At 45.0% G+C, this 21,689-nt stretch carries 12 protein-coding genes and 1 pseudogene; 6 read left to right on the top strand and 7 right to left on the bottom strand.

Annotated elements, in window-relative coordinates; all coding sequences use genetic code 11:
* Nucleotides 1-99 precede the first annotated feature (99 nt).
* The 7 genes from RTS10_RS06600 to RTS10_RS06570 form a co-directional block, all read right to left on the bottom strand.
* The gene (locus RTS10_RS06600; RefSeq protein WP_065262707.1) at nt 100-1,077 is read right to left on the bottom strand and encodes a MetQ/NlpA family ABC transporter substrate-binding protein; all 978 of its coding nucleotides are present in this window, start codon (nt 1,075-1,077) and stop codon (nt 100-102) included.
* A gap of 162 nt (nt 1,078-1,239) precedes the next feature.
* Nucleotides 1,240-1,929 (bottom strand): methionine ABC transporter permease, encoded by a 690-nt coding sequence (locus RTS10_RS06595; RefSeq protein ID WP_099807509.1) that lies wholly within the window; start codon nt 1,927-1,929, stop codon nt 1,240-1,242.
* Nucleotides 1,930-1,996: 67 nt separating this feature from the next.
* On the bottom strand, nt 1,997-2,734 hold the full coding sequence (locus tag RTS10_RS06590) for a methionine ABC transporter ATP-binding protein (protein ID WP_219331866.1): 738 nt from the start codon (nt 2,732-2,734) through the stop codon (nt 1,997-1,999).
* Nucleotides 2,735-2,903: 169 nt separating this feature from the next.
* Entirely contained in the window at nt 2,904-4,553 is a 1,650-nt protein-coding gene (locus tag RTS10_RS06585; protein ID WP_312539697.1) for a sensor histidine kinase, read from the bottom strand.
* A 169-nt stretch (nt 4,554-4,722) separates the two neighbouring features.
* A complete protein-coding gene (locus RTS10_RS06580; protein WP_062332572.1) occupies nt 4,723-5,460 on the bottom strand; it encodes a response regulator transcription factor in 738 nt (245 codons plus the stop codon).
* Between the two features lie 273 nt (nt 5,461-5,733).
* Nucleotides 5,734-8,916, bottom strand: a complete 3,183-nt coding sequence (locus tag RTS10_RS06575; protein WP_312539695.1) for an efflux RND transporter permease subunit — start codon at nt 8,914-8,916, stop codon at nt 5,734-5,736.
* A 91-nt stretch (nt 8,917-9,007) separates the two neighbouring features.
* A complete protein-coding gene (locus RTS10_RS06570; RefSeq protein WP_312539693.1) occupies nt 9,008-10,243 on the bottom strand; it encodes an efflux RND transporter periplasmic adaptor subunit in 1,236 nt (411 codons plus the stop codon).
* A gap of 490 nt (nt 10,244-10,733) precedes the next feature.
* On the opposite strand from RTS10_RS06570, the gene pilG reads away from it, so the two are divergent.
* From pilG to RTS10_RS06540, 6 genes and pseudogenes are all read left to right on the top strand, one after another.
* Entirely contained in the window at nt 10,734-11,120 is a 387-nt protein-coding gene (pilG, locus tag RTS10_RS06565) for a twitching motility response regulator PilG (RefSeq protein WP_312539691.1), read from the top strand.
* A gap of 234 nt (nt 11,121-11,354) precedes the next feature.
* Nucleotides 11,355-11,717 carry a response regulator gene (locus tag RTS10_RS06560; protein ID WP_036592735.1) on the top strand — a complete coding sequence of 121 codons (363 nt, stop codon included), beginning with the start codon at nt 11,355-11,357 and terminating at the stop codon, nt 11,715-11,717.
* Between the two features lie 5 nt (nt 11,718-11,722).
* The gene (locus tag RTS10_RS06555; protein WP_312523658.1) at nt 11,723-12,259 is read left to right on the top strand and encodes a chemotaxis protein CheW; all 537 of its coding nucleotides are present in this window, start codon (nt 11,723-11,725) and stop codon (nt 12,257-12,259) included.
* Between the two features lie 422 nt (nt 12,260-12,681).
* Nucleotides 12,682-13,713: pseudogene (locus RTS10_RS06550) on the top strand (methyl-accepting chemotaxis protein); the annotation flags it as partial.
* 243 nt (nt 13,714-13,956) lie between these two features.
* Nucleotides 13,957-14,820, top strand: a complete 864-nt coding sequence (locus tag RTS10_RS06545) for a CheR family methyltransferase (protein WP_312383731.1) — start codon at nt 13,957-13,959, stop codon at nt 14,818-14,820.
* A gap of 171 nt (nt 14,821-14,991) precedes the next feature.
* Entirely contained in the window at nt 14,992-21,684 is a 6,693-nt protein-coding gene (locus tag RTS10_RS06540) for an Hpt domain-containing protein (RefSeq protein ID WP_312539690.1), read from the top strand.
* Nucleotides 21,685-21,689 lie beyond the last annotated feature (5 nt).

The raw sequence follows: 21,689 nt of genomic DNA, 5'->3' as shown, positions 1-21,689 counted from the left end.
AAATCAATTAACGCATTTTGACCATAAAACATTCTGTCTATAAATTTTAACCATAAAAAAAAGAAGCTTAATGCTTCTTTTTTTATGCCAATCATGCCACTATTTGGCAGCAGAGGCGGTTGCACTGGCAGCTGCTGGTGTCGCAGGGTTTTCACCCCAGATAGCTGGGTATTTGTAACCTGGGAAAGTTTTGTGGGCGTATTGTTTAAATTCTTCTGAATTATACGCATTGGTCACGTCTTTTACCCATTGTGTGTCTTTGTCTTTGGTGCGAATCGCTGACCAGTTGACATACGCATAGCTAGGTTCTTGGAACAGCGCTTCAGTCAATTTGATACCTGAGCTGGTCGCATAGTTACCATTGATGACTGCAAAGTCAACGTCAGAGCGCGCACGTGGTAATTGTGCCGCTTCTAGCTCTACCAATTTGATATTTTTTGGGTTTTCTGCGATATCATTTTTTGATGCAGTCAGTGGGTTGATATTGGCTTTAAGTTTTACCCAGCCTAGTTCGTTGAGCATTACCAGCGCGCGTGCAAAGTTGCTTGGATCGTTCGGTGCAGCCACGGTGGTACCGTCTTTGACTTGTTTTAGGTCATTTAATTTACCTGGGTAGATGCCAAGCGGTGCGGTAGGCACTTGGAAGGCTTCAACGATATCTAAGTTGTTGTCTTTTTTGAAAGTATCAAGATAAGGTTTGTGTTGGAACACGTTGATATCAATATCGCCATCGGCTAAGGCTTTATTTGGGCGCACATAGTCAGAGAATTCAACCAATCTGACTTTATAGCCTTGTTTTTCTAACTGCGGTTTTACAGAGTTTTTGACCATGTCACCAAAGTCGCCCACAGTAGTACCAATCACAATTTCAGATTTATTCGGGTCGATACCTGTGCTTGCCGCTGCCGTGGTCGTGGTTGAGCTTGCGGTGGTCGTGGTTGTAGTTGTGGTGGTGCTGGCTTGTGCTGTGGTTTCGGTTTTGCTTTCTGGTTTGCTACAACCGACTAGGGCAATCCCTGCCACCCCTACAGTTGCTAATAGCTGCGCGATATGGCTTGATAAATGCGTTAATTTCATACATAACTCCAAAAAAGAAAAAATAAACGGATAAAATAATCAGCTTACCTTAACATACCTATAAAAAAAATGTTATTGAGAGTTAACCTATGGATATGAAATTTTTTCATAATTCCTAGAAAAACCATCAATAACAATTTTTTAAACAGCCATCAGCTAAAATTAACGTTTATCCAGACGGTGCGCCAAAATATTACCAACCGATTGGATAATAATCACCATCACCACCAATAGAATCACCATAAAAATCATTACATCATTTTGGTAGCGGTTATAACCATAACGAATCGCCAAATCACCGAGTCCGCCACCCCCAATCATACCCGCTGCCGCACTGTAAGAGAGTAAACTAATCATCAAGGTAGTAATACTCAAAATCAAACTTGAGCGTGACTCGACCAATAACACACTGCGAATAATCGTCCCTGTACTTGCACCCATCGATAACGCCGCTTCGATGATACCTTTTGGCACATCACGCAGATTTTGCTCAACGAGCCTAGCAAAGTAGAAAATACCTGCGACACTCAAAGCAAGCGATGCCGCGATTGGACCAATGGTGGTACCGACAATGAGGCGAGTGACAGGAATAATCACAATCATCAAAATCACAAACGGAAAAGCACGCATGATATTGGTAAAGTTGCCAAGTCCTGCATACAGCGATTTGTTGTCGGCGAGCTGATTTTTACTGGTCAAAAATAGCGCGACGCCGAGCAAGGTACCAAAGATAACTGACGCAACCGTTGAGATACCCACCATAATCAGCGTCTCCCAAAACGCTTGCCAAATTTCTGCCTTCATCCCCAAAAGATTATCAACCGCGCTTTGCCAAGTTAATGTATTTGCCATGAAATTACCCAACGATTCAATTTAAAACTTAAAAAATTATCCAGTCATCGACCATGTTTGTGCGCCGTTAATCATCACTGATTAGCAGTTGCCCAATCGGCGTGGTGGCATGAATTTGCCCCGAATGTACGTCAGCGACTTCTAGCAATCTGCCTTTATCAAGCAGAGCAACGCGGTTACACAGCTTGCGAATCACGGACATTTCATGGGTCACAATCACGATAGTGACGTTAAACTTGTCATTAATATCCTTGAGACAGGCTAACACCGATTTTGTTGTCGCAGGGTCGAGAGCTGAGGTGGGCTCATCGGCGAGCATTACATGAGGCTTGGGTGCTAAGGCGCGTGCGATACCTGCCCGCTGTTTTTGACCGCCAGAGAGCTGGGCAGGATAGTGGTTGGCGCGATTGACCAAATCGACAATTTCAAGGCATTCCATCACCCGCGGCATAATGGCTGCTTTTTCCCAACCTGCAATCTCTAGGGCAAAGGCAATGTTTTGTGCCACCGTGCGATTTGCCATTAGATTAAACTGCTGAAAAATCATCCCAATATTTTGACGGGCATGGCGCAAATCGTGGGTGGATAGTGAGGTCAGCTCCTTACCATCAATGGTGACAGTGCCGCTATCTGGGCGTTCAAGTAAATTAATCAAGCGTAGCAAGGTGGATTTGCCTGCGCCAGAATAACCCATCAAGCCAAAAATCTCGCCTTGTTGGATTGTGAGCGATGTCGGTTCTACCGCGGTAAACCAGTTGCCATCTTGGGTTTGGAAGCGTTTGGTAACTTTATCAATGGTAATCATGATAATAAAAAATTTTGCAGTGGCTAAAAGAAGGTAATTTTAGCACAGCTCGTCGTCAGCGTTTAGTCGCTTTAACGAATAAATAAATGCCGAATGGTGGGTTTAATTAAATAATAAAGGAGAAAAGCAAAAAAAATTGTGACAAAACTATAGGCAGAGTTAAAAGCGGTTACGATTGGGTGATAGGTAATGTGACCAAAAAGCGGGTATGACCATGCACTGTGTCGGTGATGATACTACCGCCATGGGCTTTGACAATCTGCGCGACCAAAGATAGCCCGAGCCCTGAGCCTTTTTTCTCTTGTTGTAACCGTACAAATGGGCTAAAAATATCGGTGCGTTTGTCTTCAGGAATGCCTGTACCTTGGTCGATAACCGCAATACATACCTGATGAAATTCTGGCAGGTGCACAACGTCAGATTTTTTACGGGAAAAAATAGACGATTTATTTTTTTGTTTGTTAGCCAGTTTGCTCGAAGTTGCCTCGCTATCTGCTGTGTCCGTTGCGGCGGGACTATTTGTCGATGACATTTCAGGGTCAACGGTGATGTCATCGCCGTTTGTGGGGTCACTGGTGGTGCTTTTTATAGGGGCGGGTGTGGCGGGAAAAGCCACTTTATCTTTTTGAGCATCGGTATCTTTTCCGGTATCGGTATGTTTTTGAGTATCGGTATCTTTTGTACTCTCTTGGATGGTTGGTAGAGCATCAATTGCCAGCTGATTACCCGCATCATCAATGGCGTACATCTGTACGGTCACAGGTGGGACGCCATGAAGATGGGCATTGTCGAGCAAATTACGCACCAGGTGGGTGAGAAGTTTGGCTTGTCCTTGGATGATAATATGACCACCCGTAAAGCTAGCTTGGGGGTAGTGCTGAATCTCGTTTTTAATTAACTCATATAAATCGACGTCTTCTACTTTTTCTATCGCATGACCGGCATCCATACGACTGACGAGCAAAATACTTTCCACCAAATCATTAAGACCCGTTAAATCACGGTTGATGGCATCGGCACGTTTTTGTACTTTATCTTGTATTGTTTTGTCAAAATGACTTGCCAGCATGGTCATCATTTCAACTTGTAGACGAATACGGGTAATCGGTGTGCGAATCTCATGAGAAGCATGCGCTAACAGCAGTTTATTGGCATTCATCAAGGTTTCGATACGCTCGGCGGTTTGGTTAAAACCGCGTGCCAAAATGGTAATTTCATCGTTGCCCACGGGCGTGACACGGGCAGAGAAATCGCCATCACCCAGTTGGGTGATTTGCCGACTTAGCTGATTGATACGCCATGTCATGGTACGTGCAATCATCCATAACATGCCCGACATGATGAGCAGCAGTAGCAAGGTGCCTGTCAGTAAATTAATCGCGGGCGAAATCGCACGGCGGTTACTAAGTTTTGATTGGTATAACAGCACATAACCTGATTGGCTATTGACTTGAATTTCGGTCGGGTGTTTTGGATCATCTCTAGGAAACAAAGAGGAAAAAAATGGCGGGTTTGGGGGTAAAGTGGCAGGCAGCCCACGCATGATCATAATCGCTTCGCCACTTTTGCCATCGTATAGACCAAATTTGGCGTTGAGTGAATCGCTATAGATATTAAAACTACGACGTACGAGGGCAAGTAAATAACGGGTTTCGAGGTTTTTTTGTTGGTCTTGAGCGGTACGTAGCTCCACTAGTAGCGGGTCTAGCTGCTGGGTGACTTGGCTGGCAATGACTTGGTGGCGGGTGTTGGCCGAAGTATCGTGTACCAAATGGCTTAAAACTACCATTGCCCCAGCAAAAATGACCAATGCCAGCATAACGCTGGCAAATAACTTGCTAAATACACTGTTAAATTTTATGCCGCTTAATCGCACACAGAATCCAGAAATCGTGGGTCATCATTGGCTATTATAATAGCTTTGCTAGCATAAATAACCAAGGATGATGACCTTTTGCGTGTTAAATTTGTCAAGCTATCTTACACTCTTACACTTGGTCAGTGGCAAACTGATAGCCGACACCACGCACTGTGATAATGCGTTTTGGCTGGCGAGGATTGTCTTCAATCAGCGCGCGCAGACGTGAAATATGCACATCAATGGCACGGTCGATGTTATCACTGCTGTCATCGTTTGGCATCGCATGCCAGAGCTGTTCACGGCTCAGTACTTTACCTGAGTGGGTAGCAAAGTAATGCAATAACTGAAACTGGTGGGTGGTCAAACGCACCGGCTCATCATCAATCGTCACTTCATGGCTGTCCGGATAAACCTTTAAGCGACCAAATACTAAGTTATCTTCTTTTTGCTGATGAAGCGGCAGGTCATGACGGCGCATGACCGCACGGATACGCGCCAATAGTTCACGCGGTTCAAATGGTTTTGAGACATAATCATCCGCGCCCATTTCAAGACCCAACACACGGTCAGTGGTGTCACCTTTGGCGGTGAGCATGATAATCGCCGTTTGCGCCAGACGACTATCTTTGTGCTGACGAATACGTTGACACACTTGCATGCCATCCATATCCGGCAACATCAAATCTAAAATTACCAAATCAATGGATTTTGCAGGGTTAAATAGCGTCTCTAGACCTTCTGTTGCGGTTGGGGCATGCTGAACCTCATAGTAGTTCATGCCCAAATATTCGCTAATCAACTCGGCTAAATCTGGATCATCCTCAATCAATAGTACGGTTTTAGTACCACTATTATTTTCTTCCATCACCAACTCCAAAAATTCTCTAAAATAAATCAGTTGTTATTATTGCTTTTGCTCATCAAAGCCAGGCTTCTATCATCAATCAAGAGCCTATTATCATATAGCAATAGACTGCCAATATGATAGTGTCTTACACAGATTTATAAAACTTCTTAGCTGCCAATCATACAGCTATCAATCACACAGCCCAATTAATGCATAGCCCAATTTAAAATTGTACTGGGCTACTCATTCTTAAGTTTCTTTACACTGTATAAAATTGTAATGAATTATTGCTTAAAGTGAGTCGTGGGGCTCTATGGTAGAGGTTTCTGCTTTCTTTTTAGCAAATAACCGAAAAAACCGCTGTTTGCCGTCATCTAAATAGGTATAAATCACAGGCACCACAATCAAGGTCAATAAGGTTGAAGTAATCACCCCGCCAATAATGGCGTGTGCCATCGGTGCTTGCTGCTCCGACCCTTCACCAATACCCAGTGCCAGCGGTATCATCCCCATCACCATAGCAGCGGTAGTCATCAAAATGGGGCGCAGGCGCGTTTGCCCTGCGAGCATAATAGCTTCTGTACGGCTCAAACCGTTTGATAAGGATTCTTTAATAAAATCAATGAGCAAAATCGCATTTTTACACACCAATCCCATCAGCATGATAATGCCGATGATAGAAAACATATTAAGACTAGAGCCAAATAAAAATAATGCAAAGAACACCCCAATCAGCGATAACGGCAGCGATGCCATAATCGCCACAGGGTATAAAAAGCTATTAAACTGTGACCCTAACAACATATAAATAAACACGATTGCCAGTCCAAGCGCGGTTGTGGCGTAGCCGATGGATTCGGCCATGTCCTTATTAGAGCCTTGTACCGCAAAGCTGTAACCGGGCGGCAGTTTCATTTCGTTTTGGATTTTTGTGATATCCGCGCCGATATCACCTGCCGGTCTGCCGTCCGTGTTGGCTTGGACTACCACCTCACGAAACAGCGAACGCCGGTTGATTTGCGGTGCACCTAAGGTTTCACTAAAATTCGCCACTTGCGATAGCGGCACTAGCACTGGTTGACCATTTTGATCCGTACGGCTTGATGACAAGTACATGGATTGTAGTTGCGAGATGGTCTGGCGGTTGTCGTCATTTAAGCGCACGTTGACATCGATATTGTTGCCGTTGTCATCTTTAAAGGTGCTCACATTGTCACCGGCCAGCAGCGGGCGTAATGCTTGTCCGATTTGCCCAATCGAAAGACCGGCGTCATTTGCTGCTTCTCGGTTAATGGTGACATTGACCATGGATTTGGGCTGTTTAAGCGTGCTTTCCAAATCTACCAAGCCATTGACGTTTGAGAGTTTTTGCATAAACTCATTGGATAAACGTTGCAGCTCATTTAAATCATTGCCTTTGATGGATATCATAATCGGCTTAAGGCCACCGCTGACCGCCATGGCAGCGGCTGCCACTGAGGTGACTTTAATGCCGCCTACCTGCTGCAATTGCTCACGCATGGCACGGTTTAAGGCATCTAATCCGCGCGTGCGCTCATCTTTGGGTACTAATGATACATTCACTTGTACCCGATTGTTGCCGCTATACGACATCGCATTAACCGTGGCATAAGTATTGGTAACCTCGGGAAAACTTTGTAATACCGCGTTGACTTGTGCTGCTTTTTGCTGGGTATAGTCAAGATTGGCATTGACAGGCGTTTCAAATTTGACTTTGATTTCATTCATATCCGCTTGCGGGACAAACTCTTTGCCCACCAACCCCACGGCAAAAAATGCGGCAACCAGTGAGCCAATTGCAATAAGCACCGTTATCAAACGATGGCGTAGACTCCACGCAAGAATATGGCTATATAGATTGGTCAACCGATCTAACAGGCGCTGAAAACCCGCTAATAGCCAAGCAATCGGTCGCTTGCGAAACGATACCCGCCCATTGAGTCGGTCATGTTGGTGCGCGGCATCTGGGTCTGGCCAAATCGAAGACAACATCGGGTCAAGTGTGAAACTAACAAATAACGACAGCAACACAGCGGTGGAAACGGTCACGCCAAACTGATAAAAAAAGCGTCCGATAATCCCGCCCATAAAAGCCACGGGTAAAAATACCGCCACAATCACCAGCGTCGTCGCTAGCACGGCAAGCCCGATTTCTTGGGTGCCATCAAGCGCCGCTTGGCGGTGATGTTTGCCCATACCCACATGGCGTACGATATTTTCCCGCACCACAATCGCATCATCAATCAGTAGTCCGATACATAATGCCAGCGCCAGTAGGGTCATCATGTTGATGGAAAAACCAAACGTCCAAATCGCCGCTAAAGTACCGAGCAGCGAAATGGGCAGCGTCAATCCTGTGATAATGGTCGAGCGCCACGACCCTAAGAACAACCAAACAATAAACACCGCCAATATCGCCCCTTCAATCAAGGTGCGTACCACATTATTTAACGAGCCGCGAATACTTTTGGAGCTATCAGCCACCACCGTCATAGTGACACCTGAGGGTAGGGTCGCTTGGATTTCTGCCAGACGCTGCTGGGTTTTATCAACCACATCAATCACATTGGCATCCGACATTTTGATAATATCCATTGCCACCGCAGGTTGACCATTTTGTAGCGACGCTGACTCAGCCTCGGCTTGCCCATCAACGACTTGGGCAACTTGCGATAAGTACACAGGCACGATAGCACCCGTGCTTGAACGATTTTGGGCGACAATGATTTGGTTAAACTCATTGGGTGTTTTGACCAACCCGTTGACTTGAATCACCATTTCTTGGTTTTGATTGTTGATAGTACCAACAGGTAATTCGACGTTTTCTGAGCGTAGCGCATTGCTAATTTGATTGACTGAGACTTTATAGGCATTCATTTGGGTGGGATTGAGTAGCACACGGATTTGACGCTGACGACCCCCCAAGATATCGACACGACCCACCCCTGTGACTGTTTGTAGCTGTTTTTTGACCGTGTTGTCTAAATAAGTGGATAATTCCCGAAGCGACATTTTGTCAGAGCGAAACGTGACAGACACTACAGGTGCGTCGGCAGGATTGTACTGCGCAACGATAGGCGTGGTGACTTCATCCCGAAAGGTGGGGGTCACCAGTGCCAATTTATCACGCACATTTTGCGCGGCAACATCGGACGGGATATTTAAATCGAACTGCACGATGACTTGTGACAGGCCTTGTTGGGTGACGGAGGTCACTTCTTTGACACCGGCGATGGTATTGACTTGGTCTTCAATTTTTTTGGTAATGTCGGTCTCGATGACTTCAGGCGAAGCACCACTATAAACGGTATTGACCACCACAAAAGGGAATTCAATATTAGGAAATTCCTCAACTTTCATGCGAAATGTTGCCAGTAATCCAATGACCATCAGCGCGAGCATGATCATGGCAGCAAACACAGGATTGTTGATACTGACGCGGGTGAGCCACATAGCAAATTCCTAATACCAAAATTTTTGAAAATAAAATTTTTAACAATATTTTTAACAATATAGAATGATTGAATGAAACACTATCAGTAAGCTATTTGAGCACGACTTTTTTACCCACGTCATTGGCATTGAGATTTGCCACAATCACCGTGGTGTTAGGCTCGATGCCAGCAATTAAATACTGACTGGTATCGTCAAGGTGTTTGAGTACCTTGATAGGCTGTTTGGTAATCACATTGTCTTTACTCACCACCAAAATCGTGCCTGCTTCTAAGGTTGGACTTGTGGCGGATTGGTCGGTGGGTTTATTGGCTGCGTTTTTTGCTCCAGACTCGAGCGCTTTAGATTCCAGCATTACCGCTGACATCGGCACCAATACCCCAACTTGTGCAACCCCATAATTAAGCTTGCCTGTCGCATACATGCCCGGTCGAAGTCCACGATTACGCTGAGAAGGCTTAACCGCGATATAAATCGTCAGCTGGCGAGTGGCGGCATCGACTTGGGGCGAAATGCGGCTAATTTGTCCGATGTACTGATTGGTTTGATTACTAATAGTAAAAGGCACTTGTTGACCGAGTTGTAGCTGTGTTTGTGCTTCGCTAGGGACATTGGCGGCAAACTCAAGTTTATTGGGGTCAATGATTTCCATCAAGGCTTGGTTTTGTGTGACTACCTGTCCGACATTGACGCTGCGACTGCTGACAATCCCAGTAGTAGGCGCATAAATCGTGGTATCGCCAAACATTTTTTGTGCGCTACTTAATTGGGCTTGTTTGGCTTTGATGGATTCACGCTGGGCAATGCTGTCTGCTACACTACGCTCATACTCTATTTGTGAGACAAAGCCTTGCTCGAGCAAAATTTTATTACGCTCAGCAAGTTTATTAGCGACGATGGCTTGAGCTTGGGCGGCGGCAACGTCGGCTTGCGCCTGAGCGAGTTGGTTTTTACTATCACTGATATCAAGACGTACCAGTGGCTCACCTTTTGCCACGGTTTTACCCACATCAGCGAGCACTTGCTGCACTTGCGCATTTACGGTTGATTGCACCACTGTGTGGTCTGAAGGCTGCAGTGTCCCTGTCACGGTGACACTCGGTTCAAATCGGTCTGCTTTGGCGGTGATGACATCAGCAGCTAATAGCTGAATCTCGTTATTGGCGATTTGCGTGGTGGCTGACGCGGTGGTGACTTGAGTGTTCTGGGTTGACAGCGGGCTTTTGCTGTCGTTTTGCTGTTTTTGGCAGCCACTCAAACTCATAACAGCGCTAGCCACAGCTAGGCTCAGCGGTACAACTTTGGTGATAAACTTCGGTGTTATCATGAACGAGACGTCCTCAGCGCAAACAATCAACTTAAAAAAATATAAAATGATGGAGAAATAACCAGTAAAATGCGTTTTTCTAAGCTTATTTCAACATGTTTCTATCATCAGGTAATACCTGTATATTACCATGGCTCTATGGGCAATCTACCAAAGCAGTCACCAGATCAAACTCGAATGGTCATCAGGATGTTAAAAATGAACGATAAGTGCATCGATTTAAGCATACTTTGCAGCAAAAAAGTATGGTAGTATTTTAACAATAATTACCATACAGTTGGTTTTTAACTATCTGTCTGAAATATTTGTTATATCTTATAAAAATTATTTACAATAGCTTCGTTTGATTGTCAAATATTGTACCAGTGACTTTTGAGCGTTGATGGCATCATTTAATACCTGCCCCAACGCCTATGACTTAAAGTTTTGAGCAATCGCTATAGGACAGTGGGTAGCAAAATCATAGCGAAACAACCCTTAGGAAAATATTATGCATGCAAATTTCGAAGGCCTAAAAGTCATGATTATTGACGATTCAAAAACCATTCGTCGTACCGCAGAGACGTTACTTGCCAAAGCAGGCTGTGACGTGATTACTGCGGTTGATGGCTTTGATGCGTTGGCAAAAATCGCGGATAGCAACCCAGATTTGATTTTTGTCGATATCATGATGCCACGACTCGATGGTTATCAGACTTGTTCACTGATCAAAAACAACGCGGATTTTGCTGCCAAGCCCGTGATTATGCTGTCATCAAAAGATGGCTTGTTTGATAAAGCGCGCGGTCGTATTGTCGGCTCAGATGAGTACTTGACCAAGCCATTTAGTAAAGAAGAGCTATTTGACGCCATTGAACGTCATCGTCCTGCGTCTTAATACGCTGTGCTGAAGATTAACAACATGCCAGTACCACTGTTGTTAATACTTAAAGTTTACAATCACTAGCCACGACCAAACTAGAGATGACTAACATAAAAGCGCAGATTGCAACCTAGATGGGCATAGATTTGGGATGCGTGTTTAAAGTTGTGCTGTCATGAGTAAAGATACACAAAACAGCAAAATATAAAGCGATTAATATAATCAATCAGCAGGTAAAAAGGTAAGTCTATGGCCAAAATCTTAGTAGTTGATGATTCACCATCAGAAATGGCAAAATTTCGGGATATTTTGACCCGTCATCAGTACGAAGTCATTGAAGCCCATACAGGCGATGATGGGATTCAAAAAGCCAATGAGTTTTTCCCAGATGTGATTTTGATGGATGTGGTCATGCCAGAGATGAACGGCTTTCAAGCGACCCGCAAACTTACCCGTGACCCAAAAACCAGTCATATCCCTGTTGTTATCATCAGTACTAAAAATCAAGAAACTGACCGTGTATGGGGCAAGCGCCAAGGTGCCCGGGATTATCTAAGTAAGCCGATTACAGAAGAAGCATTAATCACTGTAATCCGTTCCGTGATGGAGTAGGTTTCGTGTCTTCAAATGGCTTTATTGAGCTTTTACGACTCGCTGACCGCGGTATCAAACGACAAAAAGGTGCTCACTTTGACCAAAAAACCCAGTGGTTAGGGGTTGCGTTTTCGCTCGGTGGCTACCACTTGGTAGCCCCACTCGGCGATGTGGCTGAGGTGCTATCTTTGCCTGCTTATACCTCAGTGCCTTTGTCAAAACCTTGGCTATTAGGGATTGCCAATGTGCGGGGACGGTTGTTACCGATTACCAATTTGTCGAACTTTTTAGGTTTACATCCACTAAGCTCAAATTACCAATCCGCCAATCAAAAGATTTTGGTAATTGATCAACCCAAGCTCTTTAGTGGCTTACAAGTCGATGAGATATTGGGTATCCAAACCTTTAGTCAAGGGCAATATCAGCCTATCGAAATGCCGAATGATTCACCGCTCGCTCAGTATACGCATGGTCGGTTTAAACAAAATGAGCAGATTTGGTATGTGTTTATGCCAAGCTTATTGGCGCAAGACACGCGTTATTTAGAAGCAGCGTTATAACCTAATTTTCTAACTCATTAAAATAATTGAGGGTTTACCATATCATGGATACTAAAACTTCGACCCTAAGTACCAATATCAACTCCCCTGTCGCGGTCGGGCCTGGCAACAGTAATTATCGTATGGATAGGGGACGCTCAACCAACTGGATTTTTTGGGCAAGTATCTGTGGTGGCGTGGCTGCGTTGGCGTTTATTTATCGACTTTACCAATTGCTGATTTTGGTGCGTCAAGATAATAGTGTTGCCAATAGTTTTTTGACGATTTGGTTGCCCTCTATTTTGATTGTATTAGGCGTCATTGGGGCGATTTACTTTTTGACTCGCCAGATTAATGCTAAAACCTATCGAGAGAAGGCAGAAGGTGAGCGTGAAACGCTGCGCCAACGTCATGAAATGGAAGTTGAATCTGAGCGTGCCCGTAAAATCCAAGAAGAAAACGAACGCAACCAAATGGCGATTTTGCGTTTGCTTGATGAGTTAGGCGATTTAGCGGAAGGTGACTTGACCGTGAACGCGACAGTATCAGAAGACTTTACAGGGGCGATTGCAGACTCGGTCAACTTTGCGATTGACCAATTGCGTCAACTGGTTTCTGCGATTAACGTCACCGCAGAGCGGGTCGCGCGCGCATCTGACCAAACACAGGCAACGGCAGTTGAACTGGCTGAAGCCTCTGAAAGCCAAGCGCAAGAAATTGCAGGAGCTTCTGCAGCGATTAATGAGATGGCGGTGTCGATTGACCAAGTATCGTCAAATGCCGCCGAATCTGCTGCGGTTGCGGACCGTTCGGTTGCGATTGCCTATAACGGGGCAGAAGTGGTGCAACGTACTATTGATGGTATGAATACCATTCGTGACCAGATTCAAGAAACCTCAAAACGTATTAAGCGCCTCGGTGAATCATCGCAAGAGATTGGCGATATCGTTGGACTGATTAATGACATTGCTGACCAAACCAACATCCTTGCGTTGAATGCGGCGATTCAGGCATCGATGGCGGGTGAAGCAGGGCGTGGTTTTGCGGTTGTTGCTGACGAGGTTCAGCGCCTAGCAGAACGTTCAGCCACAGCGACCAAACAGATTGAAACACTGGTTAAAACCATTCAGGCAGATACGAACGAAGCGGTGATGTCGATGGAATCAACCACCGCAGAAGTTGTACGCGGTGCAAAACTTGCAAAAGACGCGGGTGAGGCGCTTGAAGAAGTACAAACTGTATCTAACAACTTGGCATCATTGATTCAGAGTATCTCGAATGCTGCGCGTCAGCAGGCAGCCTCGGCGGGTCATATTTCAAATACGATGAACGTCATTCAAGATATTACCTCGCAAACCACCTCAGGTACCATGGCAGCCGCTCGTTCAATCGGTCAGCTTAATGAAATGGCGGCGGCGCTTCAAGAATCAGTATCGGGCTTTAAATTGCCAGATGATGCTTTAGCAAGCGCTTAATGGCTAATGCTTAATTAGGCTTAGTAATCAACAGTTAGCTAAAAGTAAAGGGTGGTTTTTACCACCTTTCTTTTTATGACTGTTAGATGAATTATAAGTAGTAAACAAGGGTATGGGTGTTAGATGAGGAGTTGGACGCGGTTGTTTTAATCACTAATTGAGATTTTTTAATGCCAAGTCACGTACCGATAATAAGTTATTCACCGATAACAACTAGGCTAGAGGTAAGACTAAATAACTTTTATGCAACAATACCATCTATCTGAGCAAGCATTGTCACTGTGGCTCAACTATGTTGAACACCAAGTGGGTTTTATCCTACCAAAGTCTCAGAACAACTGGGTAAAAGGTATCATTGAGCGGCATATGCGGCGCAATGCGCTTGACAGTACGGCGTTATTACAGACAATTGTGCAGAATACTACTATCTATCATCAGCTAATCGATGATATATTGATTCCTAGAACCCAGTTTTTTCGGCATTTACCTACTTTTGCATTTGCTGAAGCAGTTGCCAACGCATGGCATTTGCAGCCACAAAACCAACAACATAGTTTTACAGCGTGGAGTGTGGGGTGTTCGACAGGGCAGGAGGCAGTCACGATTACACTATGTCTAGAAAATGCCTTGGATGGGATGCAAGTTTATCAGGTGTTTGGCTCAGATTTTCACCAGCAATCATTGATTGATGCAACGCTTGGCAACTATGACAACGCGCAAAAACCGTTTATTCCTGCTCTGTATCATCACTATCTTAAAGACGTTGGTAGGGATAAATTTACGCTAATCCCTACAATAAAATCGCAATTGAAGTTTTTTAGCAAAAATTTAGTCGATGCTCAGCAATCGATTCCTCTAGAGGCAGGTCAATGCCAAATGATTGTCTGCAATAATGTGTTAATTTATTTTCGGCAATTTGAGCAGCGTGACATCGTGCGTTATTTAGCCCGTTATTTGGCGGATGATGGTGTTTTGTTATTAGGCGCAGGTGAAAGTCTGGTGTTTAGTGATCCAGATTTACAGCAAATTGCCGTACCGACAATCAATGGCTATTGCAAAACGGTTGCCCCAGATTGGCTCAAAGCAGTGGCAAATATTGAGCGCTAATCAGTGAAGTCAATATTGAAGGTTATAAAAGCTATCAACCTGAGTTGACGCCAGACAGCTGGTAAGTTATTTTAAGTGATATAAGAAATTAATAAACGACTGCGTTACAGCTAACTTAACATCGAGAAAAATCGTCATCGTTTTTGACAGTCGTTGTACTAGGAATATGGTATGAGTAAACAACGTAATTTGATCGCCTTAGACTGGTTGATGCCTGTTTTAAAAGACGTATTTGGTGAACTTAACCAGTTGCTACAACGACAGGACACGCAGCCAGCGTGGCAGTTAATCGGTCAACATTTGCACCAAATCACCGGTGCACTCGCGCTTGCCAACCAGCCAGCCTTATCAAAACTGGCAAAAACGCTTGATAAAACCACTATCGCCATTCAGCAAGAAACTTTATCCCCGCAGTATTTTAGTCAAATCAGCCATGCGGTGAGGTTGCTGCAATTTGATATTGAACAAGTACAAGCTAAACAGCAGATTCATACCGACTGGGTCAATGACCGAATCGCTTATTTTGAGCAATTGCTTGGCATAGCATCATCTTATGAGCCCATCCAAGCTGCTGCAGACAATACTTTATTATTTTTAAGCCAATTACCCACGCCAGACATCAAACATTCATGGGACAGTGCCCAAGCCGATGAGTTACTTAAAATCTGGCGTTATACCAGTTTGCAACTACTACAAAACGCGACCAACGATAGCAAACATTTAGATGCACTGACCAAGGTTGCTGGCTATTTATCCCAGGCTGCCATCAATCCTGCTTGGCGTCAATTTTGGCAGTTGGTCGCAGTGTGGTGCAATAACCTAACCATCAATGACAAGCCTGCGCCAACCGCCTATGCTTCGCTATTAAACAGTCTGTCATTGATGCTGACGCATGATTTGACTCTCACCCCTGATATTACCGTGTCGCGTCTGGCAGTTGATGTATTATTAGCGCTCAATGCGTTAACCCACAAATCGCATGACGCTAAAGCCCTGCTATCAAGCTTGGATATCAATAGTAGTGATACGCTTGATAATTTATTTAGTCAAGTATTAGAAAAACTTGAAAAAATTATTTATCAAGTGCATGAGCCGCTCACTATTTTGCCGCTGCTTGAATCGGTCAAAAATAGTTTGGCAAATCGCGGTTGGGTGTTTTATGAAAACCAAATGGCGCAAATTATCGATGACGTGCGCTTGATGACGCAAGATACCTTTATGGCGTCATCACTCAGCTGGCAGGTAGAACGCCAGTTGCAAGATTTTTATAGCCAGTTGTTGTCAACGGTTGAAACCCTTGATAGCCAAATTGGCTTACAGCATTTTGCCTATGCCAGCAATCCACAAAATGAAGCGGTGCGGCAAACGCGCGTGCATGTTGAAAATATCAAGCGGTCGTTTAATCAATATATCCAAACCCGTGATTTAAATAAGTTAACAGTTAATGACGAATTGATTGCCACCATTCAGGTTTTTGGGGCATTAGGCTTAACACGTCCCAAAGAATTGGTCGAACAAATTCGCTTATTATTTAGCCGTATCCATAAAAATTCGGTACAGGTATTAAGCTGGGAAGCTAGTGATGCCATCGCCGACATGATTGCCCGCTTTGAGCTATTTTTGGATTATTTATCCAACCAGTCTGTCAACGAAGAATTTTTGGATGAAACCCAAACACAGCTTAACCGCGCCAATTTATTGCTTAATCGCTTAATCGAAACGCCATTAACCGCCGCTGAAGTGGTAGCACCCACCAAGCACTTTGGCAGAGATACGGTGATTTACGATGATGAAGGCGAACGTATTGCCAGTGATATTAAATCACTATCACAAGGGGTAGCTACTGCTGGAGAAGCGTCTATCACGCAAATACCTGCCACGCAAACGGCTGCCACGCAAACGCCTATGATGCAAATGCCTGGCGTGCAAGAATCGCAAGCGCTGGCGGTTGCAAGGCAAGCCCTCAAAGATGATGACTATAGTATGGATGAAGATATCCGAGACATTTTCATTGAAGAGGCGCAAGAAGTCCTCGCTGAGTTGGGTGAGCAAATTCCCGTATGGGAAGTGGATACCCGTGAATTAGTCGCGCTCAAAGATATCCGCCGAGGTTTTCATACCTTAAAAGGCTCAGGTCGTATGGTCGGCGCTCATCAAATTGGTGAGATGTGTTGGGCGGTAGAAAACATGCTCAACCGTGTGCTAGATGGCACTTTAGCGGTTAGTGATGCGTTAGTGGGCTTTATCAAAGATACCCATCGCAAACTGCCGACACTGGTTGAAGATTTTCAGCAGCAGCGGGCGCCAAGTATTGACCCTGCGGTTACCGTGTTGCAAGCGACTAATCTATTACAGCAGCAGCCAATTAACACAGGTCTGCCAAAAACGAATGGCTTAGATAACCTTGTATCAGTCAGTGCTAGTTTGGCTAAAGACAGTGATAATATGGCTCAAGGCAGGGAAGTTGCGAGCGACACTGCGCCATCAACCACAGGGGATATTCATGCCTTACCTGAGGTGGTGTCTCGCGAATATGAGCAGCTAACGACGGTTACAGATGCGGTCAGCGATCCCGATATTCAAGAAATTTATATCGAAGAAGCCAATGAAGTGATTGAGACAATTGCACCGCTTAGCCAAGCTTGGCAAGCTAAGCCCAATGATTTTGATACCTTAAAAGAAATTCGCCGAGGTTTTCATACCTTAAAAGGCTCAGGTCGCATGGTTGGCGCCAATCAGCTAGGGGAGCTTGCTTGGTCGATTGAAAACATGCTCAATCGCGTGCTTGACCATACCATAGCGGTTGATGAGGGGGTTTTACACCTGGTTGCTGATGTCATTGACGCATTTGGTGGACTCATCACGATTTTTGCCCAAAATCGTACAGATTATCCCGCAGTGATTCAATTATGGCAAGCCGTTGCTAATAGCTATGCCAAAAAACATGGCGACAGCTTTAGCTACTATCAAGCCTTATCCGCTTTTGCGGGGCAGGCAGCAGCTTCGCCAAGTGCACCACGCACAGATGCGGCGCTTTCGTCTGGTCACGCCAACGCCCAAACTCAAGTGCTAGAGAATGTCAGTGGCATTAGTGACATCAGTGAGATGGAAGTCGCTGATGAAGTATTTATTGAAGAAGCAGACGAGTTATTGGTCGATATTGATAACTTTATCACCCACCATTTGGGTGAGCCTGCAACGCATGTGCCTGATGCCATATTACGGGCATTTCATACCTTGCGTGGTGGCGCAGCGCTGATTGAACTCAACAATGTTTATCGCTTAAGTGCCGCGGTAGAAGAAGCACTGGGCGACTTATTACATAATGAAATGCCGCTCACGGCCAGCCAGTTATTGACCTTGCAAGAGGCCACAGATCTACTGCAAACCTACATTGATGAGCATAAAATCCATCATGATGTGACGGTGGTGGAAGATAACACTGACATTGTTGCCGACTTGATTGAGCGGCTAACAGATGCCAATGCCGAATCTTATGAAAGCACAAAACTGACTGTCAAAGATTTGATAGCGCTTGGGATTGATGACTTACTCGATGCCGATCAGCAAGCACAGGCTAAGTTTGCTGGTGAGAGTGAACAAGTTATTGCTTATGCCGAGCAGCTTGAACAACAAGCCTCAAGGCTTGCGCAAGCGACTGAAGGTTTGAGCTATTTTATCATTCCAAGCACCTTACAGTTTGCCTATAAAAAACTCGCTGATTATCCGCAATTTGCCAAAAACGAAGACATTTATGATGGCTTAATGAGCTTACACAATCAGCTCATCAATATGTTTGACGCCATTGCAGCAGGACTGCGCGTCAATATCAATGAAGAGGCGATTGAAACCTTAAGAAAATTATTGGCAAAAAGTCAGTACCAAGCTGAGATGGATGCTATCGAGTACCAACCAGTTGCTACCGACGATGAACTATTGCAGATTTTCTTGGATGAAGTGCAAACCATTCAGCCCGATATGCAAAATTACTACAACCAATGGCTCAATAACCTTAGCAATTTAGCGGTGGTCAAAGAACTAGCTAATTATATGCACATCTTAAAAGGGGGTGCAGAGCTAATCGGGGTATCGGGTATCGTCGAGATGGCGTTACGTGGTGAGCAAGTGTATGACGCCATTGACAAAGGTATTTTACCCAGTGATACCGATACCGCTTCATTGCTACAAAAACTGCATGAAACCATTGCCTCACAGCTCAAGCAAGTTCGACAATTTAGTCGCTCTTTTGAAGCCACAGATTTTGCCCGCCAAATCGATGAGGTCATCGCCGGCACAGTACAAAGTCGGGACTTGGTATTTGCGGTGCCACTGATTGTTGAAGCCAATCCTGAAGAGTCGATAGAGCAAAAACAACCTGCCAAAGAGGGTGATAGCGCACTTGCGAAAAATGATCCACTCTACATCGAAGAAATTATTAACAACTTTGAAGAGCGTCGTTTAGAGACTTGGAAAGGTCAAGAGCCTGACGAAGATATCTTAAAAGTGTATCTTGAAGAAGCCAAAGAGCTGATTGATAGCAGCAGCCTGCATTTACAAGAGTTCCGTAGTAATAACAGTGATCTTGCAGCATTACAAGCCTTGCAACGTGAATTGCACACCATCAAAGGTGGCGCAAGAATGGTCGGTGCAGAAGGGATTGCTACATTAGCGCACGAAATGGAAACCATCTACGAAGAGCTAGGCAGCCGCCGCAAACCTGCCACTCGGATGATTGGTAACCTATTGGCGGTGTGTCATGACTGGTTAGCAAGTGCGATTTATGTATTAGAAAATAAATTTAACCCACAAACGCCGGTGGCGTTGGTTGCAGCGCTGCAACAATTCTCGCGAAAGCCTGATAGCTTAAAAGAAATCCCCAATGTTAACCTCACCAGCCAAATTGAACAAATTGATATCTATCGCAGTAGTCTCGGGCAAGACACGTTAGAAGTCAAACAGCGCGACCTAAGCGTCATGCCGCTGATGACGGGTAACTTTGAATCTGAGCAAGATCAATCGAGCCTTAATGCTGAGACGCTTAGGATTTCTGCAAGTACCATGGAGCGTATGATTAACCTATCAGGTGAGTCCGCGATCAACCGCTCACGAATTGAGATGGGTATATCGAGTCTATCAAACAATATCGAAGAGATGGGCGCAACCGTACAGCGTCTAGCAGATCAGCTACGCCGTATGGAAACTGAGCTTGAGATTCAAATTTTGTCACAAATTGGTGATGAACATGCGTTAGAAAATGACTTTGACCCGTTAGAGATGGACCAATATTCAGCGCTCAACCAACTGTCAAAATCGCTCTCGGAATCGGCATCGGACTTGTTAGACATCAAAACCACCATGCTCGATAAAACCCGTGAAACCGAAAACTTGCTACTGCAGTTATCACGCACCCAGTCCGATTTGCAAGAAGGGTTGATGGACTCACGTACTGTGCCATTCTCGCGTATCACGCCACGTCTGCAACGGGTCGTCCGTCAAACAGCCACCGAGCTTGGCAAGTCTGTTGAACTGCGAATCCTAAACGATGAAGGTGAAATTGACCGTAATATCCTTGAGCGTATTACCTCACCGCTTGAGCATATGCTACGTAACGCCGTTGACCATGGTATCGAAAAATCGCAAGAACGTATTGAAAGTGGTAAATCAAGAACAGGCTTAATCACGCTTGAAGTGCTGCGTGAAGGCGGTGAAATCGTTATCAACTTAATCGATGATGGGCGCGGTATTAATGTGAATGCGGTACGCGAAAAAGCGATTGAGCAAGGCTTGATTTCTGCCAAAGATACCAGTCTAAAAACACTTGATATCATGCAGTATATCTTTAACGCGGGTCTGTCCACCGCCAAATCCGTATCACAAATCTCAGGCCGTGGGGTAGGTATGGATGTGGTACAAAGTGAGGTCAAACAGCTAGGTGGTGTAGTCACTGTCGACTCTGAGCCTGGCAGAGGCTCACGCTTTACCATGCGTTTACCATTGACGGTTGCGGTGTCTGATGCCTTGATGGTTAGGGCAGGCGATAAATACTTTGCTGTACCATTGGTGCAAATTGAACGTGTGATGCGGGTCAATGTCGATGCGATTGCTAATTTTTATACCACGAATGCCGATAGCATCAATATCGATGGACAAGCCTATCGTCTGCGCTATCTCAATCAGATTTTGTACGGCAGCGACCCGGTAGATGCACTAGCGCACCAGTCAAGCAGCGTACCCGTGATTATTATTCGTACTGACTTAGGTCAGCGCATGGCGCTGCAAGTGGATATGATTGCAGGCTCTCGTATTGAAGTGGTCGTCAAACCACTCGGTCGTCAGCTCTCACATATCGATGGAATTTCGGCTGCTACCATCATGGGGGATGGTTCGGTCATGCTCATTCTTGACTTGGTGGCATTGATGCGTAATGTCAGCAATATCGCCAAAGTCGAGCAGCAAAAAGCCAATAAGTCGGTCAAACAAGCGCACAAACCCGTGGTACTAATTGTGGATGACTCAGTAACCGTACGTAAAGTCACCTCGCGCCTACTGGAGCGTAACGGCTATGATGCCCAAGTGGCAACGGATGGTATTGATGCGCTAGAAAAACTGCAAGAAATGCTACCGGAAGTCATTGTATTGGATATTGAGATGCCACGTATGGACGGCTTTGAAGTCGCCAACCATATTCGCCATAACCCACGACTTAAGCATATCCCTATCGTCATGATTACATCGCGTACCGGTGAAAAACACCGTGAACGGGCGTTTGGTATCGGGGTAAATGAATACATGGGTAAACCATTCCAAGAACAAATGCTGTTAGACACGTTAGCGCGCTTTACCCAACAAGCAAAAACTGACTAAGCCGA

Source organism: Moraxella sp. CTOTU47616 (assembly GCF_032017465.1).
Taxonomy (GTDB): domain Bacteria; phylum Pseudomonadota; class Gammaproteobacteria; order Pseudomonadales; family Moraxellaceae; genus Faucicola; species Faucicola tetraodonis.
The sequence above is the reverse complement of the archived record's forward strand: the minus strand, read 5'-3'. Positions and strand labels throughout refer to the sequence as shown.